Raw genomic sequence first — 17,323 nt, forward strand, 5'->3', positions numbered from 1 at the left:
TCGGCTATGCTGGAGCCATGCACGATGACCTGCAACTTCTCGGAAGAGCGGTGAAACAGGCCCAGTACCGGCAGCACCGGGCGCTGGACAGCGCGCTCTCGGCCGTCGGGACCACCCTCGCGCAGTGGGACGCGCTGCGCGCCGTGGACCGGACACCGGGCGCCTCCGCGCGGGAGCTGGCGGCGGCCACTTTCCAGAGCGAGCAGGCCTTCGGCACGCTGGTGGGCCGGCTGGTCGCGCAGGGCCTGGTGGAACGGCGACCGGGCCACGGGCGGCGGATCCAGCACCATCTGACCCCGGAGGGCGAGCGGACGCTCCAGACCGGGCACGCGGTGGCCGCGGAGGTGCTCGCCGACTGCTTCGCCGGGCTGTCCACGGCGGAACGCGCCACGCTGCTCGGCCTGCTGGAGCGCCTCAACGCGCGGGAGTGAGGGGGCGCGCCGCGCGGTCCCCGGTGTGCCGCAGGGCAGCTGCCCCGCACGACGGTGCGCCCCCCGAACCGGTCGGAGGGCGCACCGCAGCCGTGGGCCGACCCGTCACCCGGCGTCCGGCTCCAACGGCACCTGCTGTGGCTTCGGGGACGTCGCCCCGTTGAGGACCGGCGAAGCCCCGTTCGGCGTCGACCCGTTCTGGTTCATCGACGCCAGGAGCTGGCGGGCCAGGCCGAGCCCCGTGCCGCCCATCGTGAGCGCCTTGGCGAACATCTCGGCCATCCCGTCGGCCCCGTTGAGCAGCACCATGTTGTCGACATTGCCGAAGGCGGACGCCCCGGCCTTGACGATCTCCGGCCAGTTCTCGGCGAGTTGCTGGGCGACGACCGCCTCCTGGTTCTCCGCGAGGGCGGCGGCACGGGCCTTGATGGCCTCCGCCTCGGCGAGCCCCTTGGCCCTGGTCGCCTCGGCGTCCGCCAGACCCCTGGCCTGCGCGGCGGCCGCCTCGGCTTCACCGGTGGCCCGGGTCGCCGCCGCGCTGGCCGCGCCCCGGGACTTGGTCGCCTCGGCCTCGGCGCCCGCGGCCGCCTTGACCCGGGTCGCCTCGGCCGCCGCCGCCAGCTCCGTCTCCTTCGCCTTGGCCTGGGCCGCCGAGATACGCGCGTCACGCTCGGCCTCGGCCAGCGTCCGCTTCTCGTAGGCCTTGGCGTCGGCCGGCTTGCGGACGTCCGCCTGGAGCTGCTGCTCCCGCCGGTGCGCCTCCAGTTCGGCGACCCGCGTCTCCTGGACGACGACCTCCTGCCGGGCCGCCGCGTCGGCGAGCGGACCGGCCTGGCGGGCCTGGGCCGCAGCCTTGTCCCGTTGGGCCTGGTAGCCGGCCTGGAGGATCTCGCTGTCCCGGGTCGCCTCCGCCATCCGGGCGAAGGACTGCTGCTCCGCCTCGGTGGCGAGCCGGTTCGCCTCCGCCTGGGCGATCCGCGCGTCCCGCTGCACGGCCGCCGCGTGCGGCATCGCCAGGTTCCGGATGTACCCCGTCGGGTCCTCGATCTCATGGATCTGCAGGGAGTCCACGATGAGACCCAGCTTCTCCATCTCCGTGCCGCAGGCGGCCCGGGTCTGCCCGGTCAGCTTGTCCCGGTCGCGGATCATGTCCTCGACCGTCAACCCGCCCACGATGGAACGCAGATGACCGGCGAACACGTTGTGCACCCGCTCCGACATCATCTTCTGCTGGTCCAGGAAACGACGGCCCGCGTTGGCGATCGACACGAAGTCGTCGCCCACCTTGAAGATGACCACCCCACGCACCTTCAGTGGAATGCCCTGCTGGGTCACGCAGTCCACCGACAACTCGGTCTCGTTCAGGTCGAGGGAGAGCTTGCGCACCGCCTGCACACCCGGCAACACCAGCGTGCCGCGCCCCGTGACGATGCGGAATCCCATGCCCTCTTCGAGGCCCTCGGTCCGGTGCTTCGAACCGGAGATGATGAGCGCCTCGTTCGGCTCGGCCACCCGCCACATCATCTTGAACAGACCGATCAACACGAGTACGGCGAGAACCGCCGCACCCGCAACGACGCCGACAACCATCGGCATACGCCCCCTTTGGATGGTGCCCTTTCGGCACCGAACGAAGGGAGTCTGCGCTCGTGCGGGCACCGGGTGAAGACGTCCGTGAATCCTTGTTGCAATCTTGACGCACACGCCCCTCACCTGGGGCTCCACCTGCTCAACTGTCGTATGCGGGCGTGACGTAGACCGTCCTCGGCGGCAGGTACTCGACCACCATCACCACCGTGCCGCGTTCGAACCGGCCGGTGCCGTCGGCGGCGTACGCGAGGAAGTGCTCGGCGCCCCCGCGGACCCGCACGATCACCTCGCCGACGAGCCCGGGTCCCACCGTGCCGGTGACCCGCCCCATCAGCCCCACCATCGACGCATCGTCCATGGCCAGAGAGTACGGGCGGCTCGCACGAGGGGAAAGCGGCGGGGCGCAGGGGAACCCCGAGGGACAAGGACCCCCGGCTCGACCACCACTCCCTCGCGGTCGCGGGCACCCCTCATCGTTGATGCCACAGATCCCGAGCGGCTCGCTGTGTTCTGGTCCGAACTGCTCGGCAGGCCGGTCGTGGGACGTATGGGCCCGTACGTCTGGCTGCGGCGGGAGAACGGCCTGGGTCTGGGCTTTCAGCGAACTGCCGAACCCAAGTCGGGCAAGAACCGGATGCACTTCGACATCACCTCTCCCGATCCCGCCGCCGAGCAGCAACGGATCGAGCTGCTCGGCGGGCACCGGTTGGAGCAGTACGCCGGCGGCCAGTTCCTGGTGATGGCGGACCCCGAGGGCAATGAGTTCTGCATCATCCCTGAGGGCCCCTTCGAGTTCGACGACGAGGGGCGCGCGAACTACCCCGGCTGATGGTCGGGCTTCGATGGCACCGGACACGTACTGGTGGGGGCCAGTCCCGGCCCCAGACCAGCCACTACCAGCAACAGGCCGCCCGCAAAGCGGCCCGGACAGCTTCACCTTTCCGAGCAGCGCGAAGATCTCTTGGGCACCGGTGCTGTGGGCGTCCAGCAGCGTGAGGTACTCGCGGTCCTTGGCCGCGCTCGGTGAGTCCGTGCGCGGGGCCTGTGCCAGCAGTGCGGCGAGGGCGGGGGAGACGGGCCCGGTCGCGCCGGGCGGGTCGGCGAGCAGGGCACCGAGTCGGCGGCGGCGCTCCCGGATGGCGGCCTCCTGGCGGCCCAGGTCTGCGTCCAGTTCCTCCAGTACCTCGGTGAGCTCGCGCCCGGCGTCGTCGGCGAGTGCGTCGCGCACTTCATCGAGACCGAGGCCGAGTTCGGTGAGCCGGCGCACCCGTGCGAGCAGGACGGCATCGCGGACGCCGTAGACCCGGTACCCGTTGGGGCGCCGCTCCGGTTCCGGAAGCAAGCCCACGTGATGGTAGTGCCGGATCGCCCGGGTGGTGAGCCCCACGAGCGCGGCGATCTCTCCGATTCGCATGCCGTCAGTAGAAACTCTGCCGTCGCGTCAAGGCCAAGTGGAGGCGAACGCATGGTGAAGCGGGCCGCACCCCGTCGTTCGCGTCGTCCGAACCGCTGATGTGGAGGCTCCCCTGCCGTGGCTACCGGAACCTCGGGCGTCAGCTCGAGGAGCACGTCAAAGCGGTGCCGGTGAGGAGGCGTCCGGGATCAGCAGGTGGGGCTTTCCGGTGCCGTCGGCGGGGACGCTCCACAGGTCGGTGCTCCGCACGTCGCCGTCGCTCGGCAGGGCGTACGCCACGGTGTCGTCGTCGAGCCAGGTGGCCTGGTCGTCGACGCTGTGGCGCTCGGCCAGCGGCGTCTCGCGCAGGGTCTTCAGGTCGAGCACGTACTCGTGCCAGAGATCGGTACGGGACAGCACCCGCTTCTTGAAGGCGATCCGGGTGCCGTCCGGGGAGAGCGAGGGGCACTCCACGTTCTCGGTCAGCGTGGTGACCGTACGCCGGGACAGCGAACCGCGCACCAGGTAGGTCTTGTTCGCGCTGTTGAGCGTGGCGTAGAAGGTGTCGTCGTCGGTCGCGAAGGTGACGCCCCAGAAGTTGACGTCCGCGGCCTGGTAGGGCTTGCCGTCCTTGATGACGGAGAACGTCTCCAGGCTCGGCGTGAGCTTCATGGTGCGGGTGTCCAGGACCGAGGTCCGGGTGGAGAAGAAGGCGGACGAATAGGACTCGCCGGAGACGAAGACGGTCCAGGCGACGAAGCGGCCGCTGGGCGAGACCCGGGCCCGGCTGGGGGTGCCGGCCAGCGGGAAGGTGCGCTCGGTGCGCAGGTCGGCGTCCAGGAGCAGGGCACGGTTGCTCTGGCGGAGGACGCCGGGGTTGGACTGGAGGCAGATCCCGGTGCCGGCCGCCGCGTAGAAGCGCGCGCACGTCAGGCCGGAGCCGGTCCTGCGGCCTCCCGGGTCGGTCCTGGGGACCGAGGCGACCGCGGTGCGGTGCGGGCCCGCGGCCGCGTTGACGAACAGCAGGCGGTTCTGCCGGCCGAGCGTCAGCCGGCCCGCGCGGACCGTGGGGTCCCCGGCGTGCGGCCGGTCGGCCCGGTCGGCGCGCGCGGCGGCGTGCAGGACCGCGCCGGTGCCCACGCCGGCGAGCACCAGGACCGCCGCGACGAGGACGAGCAGACGGCGGCGCGTGGATGTCATCCGGTTCTCCTGGTTCCCCGTGGTGTTCGGTGTGGCCGTGGTGGTCATCGGTCTCCCCCGGCGGGGCGCAGCACCAGGCCCGCGACGGCCGCGCAGCACAGCAGGCCGACCGCCGAGCCGGCCAGTGCCGGGCCGTCGCCCCACACCGTCCAGGTGGCGCCGAAGGCCAGCGAGCAGCAGAACCGGGCCAGCGCCTGGCTGGTGCCGACGATGGCGAGGCCGCTGGCGCGCAGGTGTTCGGGCACGAGACCGGCGAGGGCTGCCGGGAGCACCCCGTCGGTCGCCGCGTAGAACGTGCCGTGCAGGCCGAGGACGAGCGGTACGAGAACCGGCATGCCCGGGGTGGCCGGGGCCCAGAGCAGCAGCGCGTAGGCGGTGAGCAGGGACGCGTGTCCGGCGAGGAACACCGTGCGCCGTCCCACGCGGTCGGCGAGCGCGCCGACGGGCACGGCCAGCAGCAGGAACACCACGGCGGTACCGAGCGGCAGCAGCGGGAACCACTCCTCGCCGATCCCGGCCCGCCGCTGGACGAGCAGATAGACGAAGGCGTCGCTGACGGTGGTCAGCCCGAGCAGCGCGGCGCACCCGGCGAGGGCGCGCAGCCGCGGTACCCGCAGCAGGGCCAGTGCCTCCCGCACCCGGACGGGCGGCCCGGCGGCCGGCCCGTCCTCCTCGTCGGTCCCGGAACTCCTCCCCTTCCCCGGGACGAACAGCACCAGCACGAGCACGCCCAGCACCGCGACACAGGCGCTCACCCCGAACACCGCGTCGTACCCGTCGGCCGCGGCGCGCAGGATGAGGAAGGCGGCCAGCGGGCCGAGCATCGCGCCGGTGGTGTCCATCGCGCGGTGCACGCCGAAGGCGCGGCCCTGGTGCGCGGCGGGGGTGGACAGGGAGATCATCGCGTCGCGCGGGGCGGTGCGCAGACCCTTGCCGGTCCGCTCCAGGGCGAGGACCGCGCCGAGGCTGCCGAGGCCGCCGGCGACCAGCAGGAGCGGTTTGCACAGCGCGGACAGGCCGTACCCGAGCCCGGCCAGCAGCTTGTGGTCGCGGACGCGGTCCGCCAGGTGGCCGCCGGTGAGCTGGACCAGCGCGCTGACGCCGTTGTACACGCCGTCGAGGGTGCCGAACCCCAGGGGGCTGAAGCCGAGCGTGGTGACGAGGTAGAGCGGCAGGACGGCGGTGACCATCTCGGAGGAGATGTCGGTGATCAGGCTGACCGTGCCCAGTACGAGGACGACCGGGGCGACTCGTCGCCCCGGCCCGCGTCTTCGGTCCTGGTCAGGGCCGTCCTGGACGGGCTGCGAGCGGTCGGTGAGGTACAAGAGGGGGACTCCTGGTGCGGTGCGATCAGTTCTGCCGGCTGCTGTCGTCGCGCAGCCAGGTGCCGAAGTCCTGGGCCCGGATCGCCTTCGACGCCTCGCGCCGGGCGGCGACCGCCGCCGCGACGAAGACCACGACGGGCACCAGGAGCCGTGGTTCCCGGCGGAGGATCGCTTTCAGGTCGGCCTTGCCGGTGCGCGCCGAGGCCTCGTCCGGTCCGCGGTGCTGCTCGACCTGGGCGGTGGACACCGCCGCCCGCACCCGCCGTCTCATCAGGTCCCGCCAGGTGCGGGGCGGTCGGATCACCACGGCGGCCGCGTCGACCACGCGCCGCTCCCCGGGGGTGAACGCGAGGGAGGCGGCCAGGTCGTCCGCCATCAGCGGCGGCAGCGCGGCGATCCGGGCGTGCCCGGCCTGGGAGACCGCGATGACGCCCCGGCCGAACAGTCCTTCGCGTACGGCGGGCAGCCGCTGCCACACCTGGTAGTAGGCGCGCACCCGCCAGGCGCAGGAGGCCAGCGGAATGCGCCGGTCCGGTGCGGTGGCGAGGATGCCGGAGGTGCCGTCCTCCAGGGGTTCGGCGAGCGCCCGGACGTCGGCCCCCGTGATCACCACGTCGGCGTCCACGTAGAGGCGCGGGAAGCCGCGCGCGTGGTCGTCGCCCGCCCGCATCGCGGCGTGCTTGGAGGGCACGGGGATCTCCACCACCCGGACCCGCGGGCCACGGGCGGCCGCGATCTTCGCGGTCTCGTCCGTGCAGCCGTTGCACACGACCACGATGTCGGGGTCGTCCGCACGGTCCCCGGTCTTCCCCGCCTCCCCGGGTGGGGAATCGGCCAACAGTGAGTCGAGGAGCCGGCCGATGACTCGGGCCTCGTTGTGGGCCGGGATCACGATGCTGGTCACGGGGGCAGTATGCCGTCGGCGTCACTATTGCGACATGTGTTTCGTCCAACTGTTCCCGACAGTGCGCCCCGTGGTCTAGATTGATGGCCGCCGGACCGGTTTGGGTGGGGAACTCGTTCTTGACTGTACGTCACGGACCGGTGGTTGAACGGATCTCAACAAGCAGAACAACCAGTACGTACCAGCATGCCGGGGGCATGAGGCGGTTGGGGAATCGCCGAGGCTCCCGCTTTCCAGTGTCGCTGTGTCCAGGGCACTTCGGTCAGGGTTGGCGGCGCATGTGGTGGGGGGCGCATGACCATTGAGGTCACGCATGAGCAATCGGCCGTGGAACGCAGAAGTCCACTCGGCCGCCGAAGACGTCGGGAACGGAAGTACCGCATCGTCCTGCTGGTCGCGGACGGCCTCGCGGCCGCCGCCGCGGCCTTCCTGATCCACGCGGCCTACGGTCGCTGGGCGGTGGCCCTGGTGCTGCCGCCGACCTGGATCGTGGCGATGCTGGTCCACCGTTCCTACGACCGCAGCGCCCTGGGTCTGGGGACCGAGGAGTACCGGCGGGTGGTCCGCGGCGCCGTCGCGCTGCCGGCGCTCGCGGCCGCCGCGTACGGGCTGTTCACCCGGGACTCGGACCTCCTTCATGACATGATCATGGCCGCACTGCCGGCCGCGGTGATCGCCCTCGCGATCCGGTACTGGCTGCGCCGTCGGCTGCACCGTCGCTGGGCCCGCGACCCGGACGGCAGCGCGACGCTGCTGGTCGGCCCGTCGAGCGGGGTCGTGGAGCTGGTCGGAGTGCTGGGACGCGGCGGCACCCCGCGCCTGCGGGCCGCCGGAGTCTGTCTGACCGATCCCGAGAACGCCCGGGAGATCCGCAGGTTGGGGCTTCCCGCGCTCGGCGGGCTCGACGGCATGAACGACGTCGTCCGGGCCCTGGGCATCAACACGGTGGTGGTGCTGCCCGCGCCCGAACTGGACGCCTCCGTGCTGCGCCGGATGACGTGGACCGCCGCCGTGCAGGGCGTGGACTTCCTGCTGGCCCCCGTGCTGACCGACGTGTCCGCGGCCCGGCTGGCCGTGCGGCCCACCAACGGGGTGCCGCTGATGCGGATCAAGCCGCCGAACCTCTCCCGGGCCGCGCGGCTGCCCAAGGAACTGCTGGATCGTTTCCTCGCGGCGCTGCTCCTGCTGCTCCTCGCCCTGCCGATGCTCCTGATCGCGCTTGTCGTACGGCTGGACAGCGCCGGTCCCGCCCTGTTCCGGCAGCAGCGGGTCGGCCGCTACGGCGACCACTTCACCATGCTGAAGTTCCGCACCATGCGGCCCGACTCGGAGGCCCTGCGCGCCGAGCTCGAACACCTCAACCAGAACAGCGACGGCCTGCTGTTCAAGGTGAAGGAGGACCCCCGGATCACCCGGGTCGGCTCCTTCCTGCGCCGCAGCTCGCTCGACGAACTCCCGCAGCTCGTCAACGTCGTCAAGGGCCACATGTCGCTGGTCGGCCCCCGGCCACCGCTGCCCGAGGAGGTCGAGGAGTACACGCCGGACATCAAACGCCGGCTGCTGGTGAAGCCCGGTCTCACCGGACTGTGGCAGGTCAGCGGACGCTCCGACCTGCCCTGGGACGAGGCCGTCCGGCTCGATCTCGGATACGTGGACAACTGGTCGATGGGCCTCGACCTGTCGATCCTGGCGCGCACCGGAGCCGTGGTGGTGCGCGGAACGGGGGCCTACTGATGAACCAGAGGAAGAGGGAGAAAGTGACGCAGGAGCCGCTCGGGGTCGCGGTCGTCGGGGCCGGTTACTGGGGCCCCAACCTGGTACGCAACTTCCAGGCCGCCGAAGGGTTCCGGCTGCGTTGGCTGTGCGACCTCGACGTGGACCGGGCCCGGCGGGTCCTCGGCGGCTACTCGACGGTCGAGGCCACCGCGGACTACGCGGCCGTCCTCGCCGACCCCTCCGTCGCCGCCGTCGCCGTGGCCACGCCCGCCGGCACCCACCTCGACATCGCCCTCGCCGCGCTGCGCGCCGGCAAGCACGTCCTCGTGGAGAAGCCGCTCGCGGCCACCTACGCCGACGGACTGCGCCTGGTCACCGAGGCCGAGGAACGCGGCCTCACCCTGATGTGCGACCACACCTACTGCTACACCCCCGCCGTCGGCCGGATCCGCGAACTGGTCCGCTCCGGTGAACTCGGCGAGATCCACTTCGTCGACTCGGTCCGCATCAACCTCGGGCTCGTCCAGAAGGACATCGACGTGATGTGGGACCTCGCCCCGCACGACCTGTCGATCCTGGACTTCATCCTCCCCGCAGGCGTCGAACCGGTCGCCGTCGCCGCCCACGGCGCCGACCCGATCGGCGCCGGACAGGCCTGCGTCGCCTACCTCACCCTCCAGCTCAGCACCGGCGCCATCGCCCACGTGCACGTCAACTGGCTCTCCCCGACCAAGGTGCGCACCACCATGGTCGGCGGCTCCAAGCGCACCCTGATCTGGGACGACCTCAACCCCGCCCAGCGCGTGGCGATCTTCGACCGGGGCGTGGACCTCGCCTCGCCGCAGGAGATCGGCGCGGACGAACGCCGGGACATGCTCGTCTCCTACCGCTCCGGGGACATGGTCGCGCCCGCGATCGGCGAGAAGGAAGCGCTCCGCAGCATGGTCGACGAGTTCGGCGAGGCGATCAGACAGGGCCGGCCCCCGCTGACCGACGGCCGGGCGGGCCTGCGGGTGCTGGACATCCTCGAGGCGGCCTCCCGGAGCCTCGAGTTCAAAGGCGCGGTCGTCGGCCTGCGCGCCGGGCGTTGACCGTTTCACTTCGCTGAAAGGTAAGGGCAGTTGAGCAGCGTACGCGGCAAGAAGATCCTGGTCACCGGGGGAGCGGGCACCATCGGCTCCAACCTGGTCGACCTGCTGGCCGAGGGCGGCGCCCGCGAGGTCGTCGTACTCGACAACTTCGTGCGCGGGCGGCGGGCCAACCTCGACCGGGCCCTGCCCAGCGGCGTGGTGGAGATCGTCGAGGGCGACGTCCGGGACACGGACACCGTACGGAAGGTCACCGAGGGCTGCGACCTGGTGTTCCACCTCGCCGCGATCCGCATCACCCAGTGCGCCGAGGAGCCGAGGCTCGCCAACGAGGTACTGGTCGACGGCACCTTCAACGTCCTGGAGGCGGCGGCCGCCGCCGGGGTCGGCAAGGTGATCGCCTCGTCCTCGGCGTCCGTCTACGGCATGGCCGAGGAATTCCCCACGACCGAGCGCCACCACCCGTACAACAACGACACCTTCTACGGCGCCGCGAAGGCCTTCAACGAGGGCATGCTGCGCAGCTTCCACGCCATGTACGGACTGGACTACGTGGCCCTGCGCTACTTCAACGTCTACGGCCCCCGCATGGACATCCACGGCCTGTACACCGAGGTGCTCATCCGCTGGATGGAGCGCATCGAGGCCGGCGAGCCCCCGCTGATCCTCGGCGACGGCAGCCAGACCATGGACTTCGTCGACGTCCGCGACATCGCCAGGGCCAACGTGCTGGCCGCCGAGTCGGACCTCACCGACGAGGTCTTCAACATCGCGAGCGGCACCGAGACCTCGCTCAAGGAACTCGCCGAGGGGCTGCTCGCGGCCATGGGGGCCGAGGGCCTGGAGCCGGTGCACGGCCCCGCCCGCACGGTGAACTCGGTCGTCCGCCGGCTCGCGGACACCTCGCGGGCCGCCGAGCGGCTCGGCTTCGAGGCGCGGATCGACCTGCGCACCGGGCTGCGGGACCTGGTCCAGTGGTGGCGCGCGGAGCGCGAGGCGGCCAAGTGAGCACCGACCGCATCCCGGTGATGATTCCCTGGCTCGGCGCCGAGGAGGCGCGGGCCGCCTCCGACGCGGTGCTGTCCGGATGGGTCGCCCAGGGCCCGCGGGTCGCCGCCTTCGAGAAGGCCTTCGCCGAGCGGGTGGGCGCCGAGCACGGCATCGCCGTCAGCTCCTGCACGACCGCCCTGCACCTGTCCCTCGTCGCGCTCGGCATCGGCCCCGGCGACGAGGTCGTGGTGCCCTCGCTGTCCTTCATCGCCACCGCCAACGCCGTCCGGTACGTCGGTGCCGAGCCGGTGTTCGCCGACGTCGACGCCGCCACCGCCAACCTGACCCCGGACACCGTGGACGCGGTCCGCACCCCGCGCACCAGGGCCGTGCTCGCCGTCCACCAGGGAGGTGTCCCTGCCGACGTGCACGCCCTGCGGGCCGCCTGCGCCGACTGGGACCTGCCCCTGGTCGAGGACGCGGCCTGCGCCATCGGCTCCACCGTCGGCGGCAAGCCCGTCGGCCACGGTGCCCTGCTCGCCGCCTGGTCCTTCCACCCCCGCAAGGTCGTCACCACCGGCGAGGGCGGCATGATCACCACCGACGACGCCGAGTGGGCGGCCCGGCTGCGCCGGCTGCGCGAGCACGGCATGAACGCCTCGGCGGCCGAACGCCACGCGAGCGACAGACCGGTCCTGGAGAGCTACCTCGAAGTCGGCTTCAACTACCGGATGACCGACATCCAGGCCGCCGTCGGCCTGGTCCAGCTCGGCAAGCTCGACGTGATGATCAGCCGCCGCCGCGAACTGGCCGCCCGCTACGACACGTTGCTGCACGACGTGCCCGGCCTCACCCCCGTGCGCGACCCCGCGCACGGCCAGAGCAACTTCCAGTCCTACTGGGTGCTGCTGGACGAGGACTTTCCCGTCGGCCGGGACGACCTGCTCGGCGCGCTCTCCGCGGCAGGTGTCTCCGCCCGGCGCGGGATCATGGCCGCGCACCTCGAACCCGCCTACGCGGACCAGCCGCACGCGCCGCTGCCGGTCACCGAGCGGATCAGCCGCGACTCGCTGATCCTGCCGCTGTTCCACACCATGACCGAGGCCCAGCAGGACCGGGTCGTGGCGGCCCTGCGGGAACAGGCCCGAAGATGACCGGACTCGTGATCGTCGGCGCCGGCGGCTTCGCCCGGGAGACCGCACAGGCCGTCCGGGACGCGGGCGAGGCCGAGCTGCTCGGGCACCTGGACGACAACCCGGCCCTGCACGGCACCGAGGTGGACGGCGTGCCCGTCCTCGGCGGCTGCGACCTGGTGCACGACCTGCCCGGGGTCCGGGTGGTGGTCTGCGTGGGCAACCCACGGGACTACGCGGCCCGGGCCCGGCTGGTCGGCAGGCTCGCCCTGCCCGAGGACCGCTACGCCACCGTCGTCCACCCGACGGCGGCGGTCTCCCGGACGTCCCGGATCGGCCCCGGCACGGTGCTGCTCGCGCACTGCGCGCTCACCGCCGCCGTGCGGGTCGGCGCGCACGTCGCCGTGATGCCCCAGGCCGTCCTGACCCATGACGACGTGGTCGAGGACTTCGCGACGATCACCTCCGGTGTCCGGCTGGGCGGGGGGACGCGGTTGGAGCAGGGCGCCTACGTGGGTTCCGGGGCCCTGGTCCGGGAGGGCACCACGGTCGGCGCCTGGTCGCTGGTCGGGATGGGCAGTGCCGTGCTCGGCGATGTGCCGCCGGGCGAGGTCTGGGTGGGGAGCCCGGCCCGGCGGCTGCGCGCGGCGGAGGCGCCCGCGCTGGATCAACTCGCGATGCGAACAGTGGGGGGACCGCTGACATGAACCAGATTCCTCTTGTGGACCTCAAGGCGGCCCACCAGGAGGTCGCCGACGAGGTACGGGCCGGATTCGACAGGGTCCTGGCGGGTACCGCGTTCATCGGCGGCGACGAAGTGCGTGCCTTCGAGCGCGAGTACGCCGCGTTCGGTGGCGTCGAGCACTGCGTGGGCGTCGCCAACGGCACCGACGCCGTCGAGCTCGCCCTGCGCGCGAGCGGGGTGGGGCCCGGCGACGAGGTGGTGGTGCCCGCCAACACCTTCATCGCCACGGCCGGCGCGGTGGCCAGGATCGGGGCCCGCCCGGTCCTCGCCGACTGCCTGCCCGGCAGCCACCTGCTCGACCCCGAGGCCGCGCTGGACGCCGTCGGCCCCGCCACCCGCGCGGTCGTACCGGTGCACCTGTACGGGCAGCTGGCCGAGGTCGCGGCGCTGACCGCCGCACTGCCCGAGCGGGTACGGGTCGTGGAGGACGCGGCCCAGTGCCAGGGCGCCACCCGCGACGGCCGCACGCCCGGCAGCGGCTCCATCGCGGCCACCAGCTTCTACCCGGGCAAGAACCTCGGCGCCTACGGCGACGCGGGCGCGGTGCTCACCGACGACGAGGAACGCGCCGGGCAGGTGCGGGCGATCGCCAACCACGGCGGCGTCGCCAAGTACCGCCATGACGTCCCCGGCTTCAACAGCCGCCTGGACGGGCTGCAGGCCGTGGTCCTGCGGGCCAAGCTCAAGCGGCTGGCCGACGGCAACGCGGCCCGCCGGGCGGCGGCGGCCCGCTACGACGAACTGCTCGCCGATCTGGCGGCCGCGGGCCGCGTCGTCCTCCCGGTCACCGCCCCCGGCAACGTCCACGTCTGGCACCTGTACGTCGTCCAGGTGGCCGACGCCGACCGCGACGCCGTGGTCGGGAAGCTGGGCGCCGAGGGCATCGGCGCCGGGGTGCACTACCCGGCCCCGGTCCACCTGACGCCCGCGTACCGCCATCTCGGGTACGCCCGGGGCGACTTCCCGAACGCGGAGCGGGCGGCCGACCGGATCCTGTCGCTGCCGCTGTACCCGCAGATCACCCCCGCCCAGCAGCAGCGCGTCGTGGACGCGTTCGCGGACGCGCTCCGCGGCTGACCGGCACCCGACTCACCGCCACCCCCCGCACCACCTCGGCCCCGCGGGTCGGACCAGCACAGCACCGCTGAGAGGTACACATGGAAAAATGGAGCAGACGGATCCGGGGCGGGCGCCTCGCCGTCGTGGTCGCATTGATACTGGCGGTGCTCCCGCTGGCCGGGTCCGCCCAGGCGGCGTCCGATCCCTGCGGTTCGGGGTCGAACCCGATCGTGTGCGAGAACTCCAAGCCGGGCAGCCCCAAGACCGACTGGTTCTCACCCAACGCCTACGGTGACATCAAGGGCTTCACCACCAAGCAGAGCGTCCAGGCGGGGGACACCGTCCAGTTCAAGGTCCAGTCGAAGACCCCGTACAACATCCAGATCTACCGGCTGGGCTGGTACGGCGGTGACGGTGCCCGCCAGATGTCGACGGCGGCCCAGGCGGCGGTCACCTACCCGGCCAACTTCACCACCAAGCCCGCGAGCTGCACGACGAAGAGCAGCACGGGGCTGGTGGACTGCGGCAACTGGCCGGTGACCGCGACCTGGACGGTGCCCGGCGACGCCGTGTCCGGCCTGTACATCGCGAACCTCACGCAGACCGACGGGGACGGCCTGATGCCGTACCCGTTCGTCGTCCGCAACGACTCCAGCACCGCCGCCATGGTCGTGCAGACCAGCGACCAGACCTGGCAGGCCTACAACGAGTACGGCGGCCAGGACCTGTACGACGGCGCCGGGCCCGCGCCGGACGGCCGCGCCTACGAGGTCAGCTACAACCGGCCGCTGGACATCGGCGGCGACAACGGCATCTACGGCTCCGAGTACATGATGCTGGCCTGGCTGGAGCGCAACGGCTACGACGTCACCTACACCTCCGGCGTGGACGTGTCGCAGCCGGGCGGCGCCGCCCAGCTGGAGAAGCACAAGGTGTACATGTCCTCGGGACACGACGAGTACTGGACGGGGACCCAGTACTCCAACGTCCTGGCGGCCCGCAAGGCCGGTGTCCGGGAGGCCTTCTTCAGCGGCAACGAGGTCTTCTGGAAGACCAGGCTCGCCCCCAGCATCGACGGCACGAACACCGCGGACCGCACCCTGGTCTGCTACAAGATGACCAAGATGGCGCAGAACAACGGCGTCGCCGACCCCAGCGGCGTCTGGACCGGCACCTGGATGGACCCGACCAGCACCACCTACGGCCAGTCCTACCAGCCGCCGAACATCCTCACCGGCTCCATGTTCACGGTGAACGGCTACCGCAGCGACGCGATCACGGTCCCCGGCTCGTACGGCAGGAACCGCATCTGGCGCAACACCTCCATCGCCAACCTGACCTCCGGCCAGACCGCGACCTTCCCGACCGGCACGCTCGGCTACGAGTGGGACAGCGACATCGACAACGCCACCAGACCGGCCGGCGCCATCGACGTGTCGTCCACCACGGTCGACATCCAGGACGGCAAGCTCCGCCAGGACTGGGGCAACGTCTACGGCAACGGCACGGCCACCCACAACCTGGTCGAGTTCCGGGACCAGGACTCCGGGGCGCTGGTGTTCGGGTCGGGCACCGTGCAGTGGTCCTGGGGCCTGACCGACGTGCCCACCTACAACCCCGCCGACACGGTGGTCACCGAGGACTCCCGGATGCAGCAGGCGACGGTGAACATCCTCGCCGACATGGGCGTCCAGCCGCTGACCCTGCAGAGCAACCTGGTCGCGGCCGCCGCCTCCACCGACACCACCGGGCCCACGGTCACCGTGACCAGTCCGGCGTCCGGGATCACCGTCCCGGCGCTGAAGCCGGTCACCGTCAAGGGCTCCGCCACCGACTCCGGCGGCGTGGTCGCCCGCGTCGAGGTGTCCACGGACGGCGGCTCGACCTGGCAGGCCGCCACCGGCCTGGCCTCCTGGAGCTACACCTGGACCCCGAGCACCCCGGGCGCGGCGTCCGTCAAGGTCCGCGCGGTCGACGACAGCGTCAACATCGGATCCGTCACCACCATCCCGCTGACCGTCGGACCGCAGGCCTGCCCCTGCACCATCTGGCCGGCCTCCGCCGTGCCCGGCACCGTCAACGCCGGTGACGGCAGCTCCCTGGAGCTGGGCGTCAAGTTCCGCACCACCGTGGCCGGTTCGGTCACCGGGGTGCGCTTCTACAAGTCGCCCGCCAACACCGGCACCCACACCGGCAGCCTGTGGACCGCCTCCGGCACCCGGCTCGCCACCGGCACCTTCACCAACGAGACGGCCTCCGGCTGGCAGCAGCTGAACTTCGCCACCCCGGTCACCGTCAAGGCCAACACCACCTACGTCGCCTCGTACTTCGCCCCCAACGGCGGCTACTCCTTCGACACCAGCCTCGCCGGCAGTGACGCGGGACTGGCTCCGCTGACGGCGCTGAAGTCGGGCGTCGACGGCGGCAACGGCGTCTTCCACTACGGTTCGGCCAGCGCCTTCCCGTCCTCGCAGTCCTCGGGCAGCAACTACTGGGTCGACGTGGTGCTGGACACCTCGACGGCCGGCACCACCCCGCCCACCGTCAGCTCGACCTCCCCGACCTCCGGGGCGACCGGGGCGTCCATCACGGCACCGGTGTCGGCCACCTTCAGCTCGGCCGTCGACACCGGCAGCGTGACCTTCACCGTGAAGGACGCGGCCGGTGACACCGTGCCCGGGACCGTCACCTTCCCCGCGTCGAACAAGGCGACCTTCACGCCGTCGACGGAGCTGGACCTGAACACCGCGTACACCGCGTCCGTGCAGGCCTCCGACGTCTGGGGCAACGCCATGACGGACCCGGTGACCTGGTCCTTCACCACCAGTTCCACGCCACCGGCGGTCACCTGCCCCTGTTCGCTGTGGAGTTCCGCAACCGTGCCGGCGACCACCGACATGACCGCCGACTCCAACTCCGTGGAGCTGGGCACCCGGTTCACCTCGTCGGCGGCCGGCTGGGTCACCGGCGTCACCTTCTACAAGGGCACCGGCAACACCGGCACCCACACCGGCAGCCTGTGGACCGACGGCGGCACCCTGCTCGCCAGCGGCACCTTCACCAACGAGACGGCCTCCGGCTGGCAGACGCTGACCTTCGCCTCCCCGGTGGCGATCACCGCGGACACCCCGTACGTGGTCTCCTACCACGCACCCAACGGCAACTACGCCGTGGACGGCGGCTACTTCGCGGCGGCCCACAAGTCCTATCCGCTGACGGCCACCGCCGACACCACCACCCACCACAACGGGCTCTACAGGTACGGCAGCGACGCGGCCTTCCCCAGCGGTTCCTACGGCTCCTCGAACTACTGGGTCGGCCCCGTCTTCACCGCCGACGACCCGAGCACGTCGCTGGCCGCGTCGGTCGCCGCCTCGGAGGTGACCGCGGCCACCGTGGCGCACACCGCCGACGCGGCGAGTCCCCTCGTCCTGGCCGTCCCGGCCAAGGCCGCGGTGACGTCCGTCAAGGCGACCGTGACCGTCCTGAAGGGTTCCGCGGCGGCCCGGAAGCTCCACATCACGGCCGTCGTCTCCTACGACCGCAGGACCCACCGGGCGACCGTCCACCTGTCGGCCCCGCTGCCGGACGGCACCCGGTTCGCGATCACGGTCACGGCGAAGGACAGGCACCGCGACACGGTGACGTCCCGGAGTTGGACCCTCACCAGCAGGACCACCTACAAGAAGAAGAACGACTGACCCGTCCCCACACACCGTCGGTGGCCCGTGCCCGGCAGGGCGCGGGCC

13 protein-coding genes and 1 pseudogene are annotated in these 17,323 nt (G+C 71.9%); 9 read left to right on the plus strand and 5 right to left on the minus strand.

Annotated features, from left to right (window positions below):
• Nucleotides 1-17 precede the first annotated feature (17 nt).
• Complete coding sequence (locus AB0958_RS12230) at nucleotides 18-431, plus strand: MarR family winged helix-turn-helix transcriptional regulator (RefSeq protein WP_366890289.1); 414 nt, start codon at nucleotides 18-20, stop codon at nucleotides 429-431.
• Between the two features lie 105 nt (nucleotides 432-536).
• Here the strand turns inward: AB0958_RS12230 and AB0958_RS12235 are convergent, their stop codons facing one another.
• Complete coding sequence (locus AB0958_RS12235; protein ID WP_366890291.1) at nucleotides 537-2,027, minus strand: SPFH domain-containing protein; 1,491 nt, start codon at nucleotides 2,025-2,027, stop codon at nucleotides 537-539.
• A gap of 466 nt (nucleotides 2,028-2,493) precedes the next feature.
• Here AB0958_RS12235 and AB0958_RS12240 point away from each other — a divergent pair, with 466 nt between their 5' ends.
• A complete protein-coding gene (locus tag AB0958_RS12240) occupies nucleotides 2,494-2,850 on the plus strand; it encodes a VOC family protein (RefSeq protein ID WP_366890390.1) in 357 nt (118 codons plus the stop codon).
• Between the two features lie 117 nt (nucleotides 2,851-2,967).
• Here AB0958_RS12240 and AB0958_RS12245 read toward each other — a convergent pair.
• From AB0958_RS12245 to AB0958_RS12260, 4 genes and pseudogenes are all read right to left on the minus strand, one after another.
• Nucleotides 2,968-3,435, minus strand: a pseudogene (locus AB0958_RS12245) (MerR family transcriptional regulator); the annotation flags it as partial.
• Between the two features lie 156 nt (nucleotides 3,436-3,591).
• Nucleotides 3,592-4,614 carry a TolB-like translocation protein gene (locus AB0958_RS12250; RefSeq protein WP_366890292.1) on the minus strand — a complete coding sequence of 341 codons (1,023 nt, stop codon included), beginning with the start codon at nucleotides 4,612-4,614 and terminating at the stop codon, nucleotides 3,592-3,594.
• Between the two features lie 44 nt (nucleotides 4,615-4,658).
• Complete coding sequence (locus AB0958_RS12255; protein ID WP_366890293.1) at nucleotides 4,659-5,939, minus strand: MFS transporter; 1,281 nt, start codon at nucleotides 5,937-5,939, stop codon at nucleotides 4,659-4,661.
• A gap of 25 nt (nucleotides 5,940-5,964) precedes the next feature.
• Complete coding sequence (locus AB0958_RS12260) at nucleotides 5,965-6,843, minus strand: glycosyltransferase family 2 protein (protein WP_366890294.1); 879 nt, start codon at nucleotides 6,841-6,843, stop codon at nucleotides 5,965-5,967.
• A 327-nt stretch (nucleotides 6,844-7,170) separates the two neighbouring features.
• Between AB0958_RS12260 and AB0958_RS12265 the strand changes: the two genes are divergently transcribed.
• From AB0958_RS12265 to AB0958_RS12295, 7 genes are all read left to right on the plus strand, one after another.
• Nucleotides 7,171-8,577: an exopolysaccharide biosynthesis polyprenyl glycosylphosphotransferase gene (locus AB0958_RS12265; RefSeq protein ID WP_366890295.1), complete on the plus strand. Its 1,407-nt coding sequence runs from the start codon at nucleotides 7,171-7,173 to the stop codon at nucleotides 8,575-8,577.
• A gap of 23 nt (nucleotides 8,578-8,600) precedes the next feature.
• Nucleotides 8,601-9,650, plus strand: coding sequence for a Gfo/Idh/MocA family oxidoreductase (locus AB0958_RS12270; protein WP_366890296.1), 1,050 nt, complete (start codon nucleotides 8,601-8,603; stop codon nucleotides 9,648-9,650).
• 30 nt (nucleotides 9,651-9,680) lie between these two features.
• Nucleotides 9,681-10,655, plus strand: coding sequence for an SDR family NAD(P)-dependent oxidoreductase (locus tag AB0958_RS12275; protein ID WP_366890297.1), 975 nt, complete (start codon nucleotides 9,681-9,683; stop codon nucleotides 10,653-10,655).
• The gene (locus tag AB0958_RS12280) at nucleotides 10,652-11,791 is read left to right on the plus strand and encodes a DegT/DnrJ/EryC1/StrS family aminotransferase (RefSeq protein WP_366890298.1); all 1,140 of its coding nucleotides are present in this window, start codon (nucleotides 10,652-10,654) and stop codon (nucleotides 11,789-11,791) included. The genes AB0958_RS12275 and AB0958_RS12280 overlap by 4 nt, the downstream gene beginning before the upstream one ends.
• The gene (locus AB0958_RS12285) at nucleotides 11,788-12,477 is read left to right on the plus strand and encodes an acetyltransferase (protein ID WP_366890299.1); all 690 of its coding nucleotides are present in this window, start codon (nucleotides 11,788-11,790) and stop codon (nucleotides 12,475-12,477) included. Before AB0958_RS12280 ends, AB0958_RS12285 begins: the two co-directional genes overlap by 4 nt.
• Nucleotides 12,474-13,592 carry a DegT/DnrJ/EryC1/StrS family aminotransferase gene (locus AB0958_RS12290; protein ID WP_366890301.1) on the plus strand — a complete coding sequence of 373 codons (1,119 nt, stop codon included), beginning with the start codon at nucleotides 12,474-12,476 and terminating at the stop codon, nucleotides 13,590-13,592. The genes AB0958_RS12285 and AB0958_RS12290 overlap by 4 nt, the downstream gene beginning before the upstream one ends.
• Before the next feature lie 125 nt (nucleotides 13,593-13,717).
• The gene (locus tag AB0958_RS12295) at nucleotides 13,718-17,275 is read left to right on the plus strand and encodes a DUF4082 domain-containing protein (protein ID WP_366890302.1); all 3,558 of its coding nucleotides are present in this window, start codon (nucleotides 13,718-13,720) and stop codon (nucleotides 17,273-17,275) included.
• Nucleotides 17,276-17,323 lie beyond the last annotated feature (48 nt).

The sequence above is a fragment of the Streptomyces sp. NPDC006655 genome (assembly GCF_040703965.1).
GTDB lineage: Bacteria > Actinomycetota > Actinomycetes > Streptomycetales > Streptomycetaceae > Streptomyces.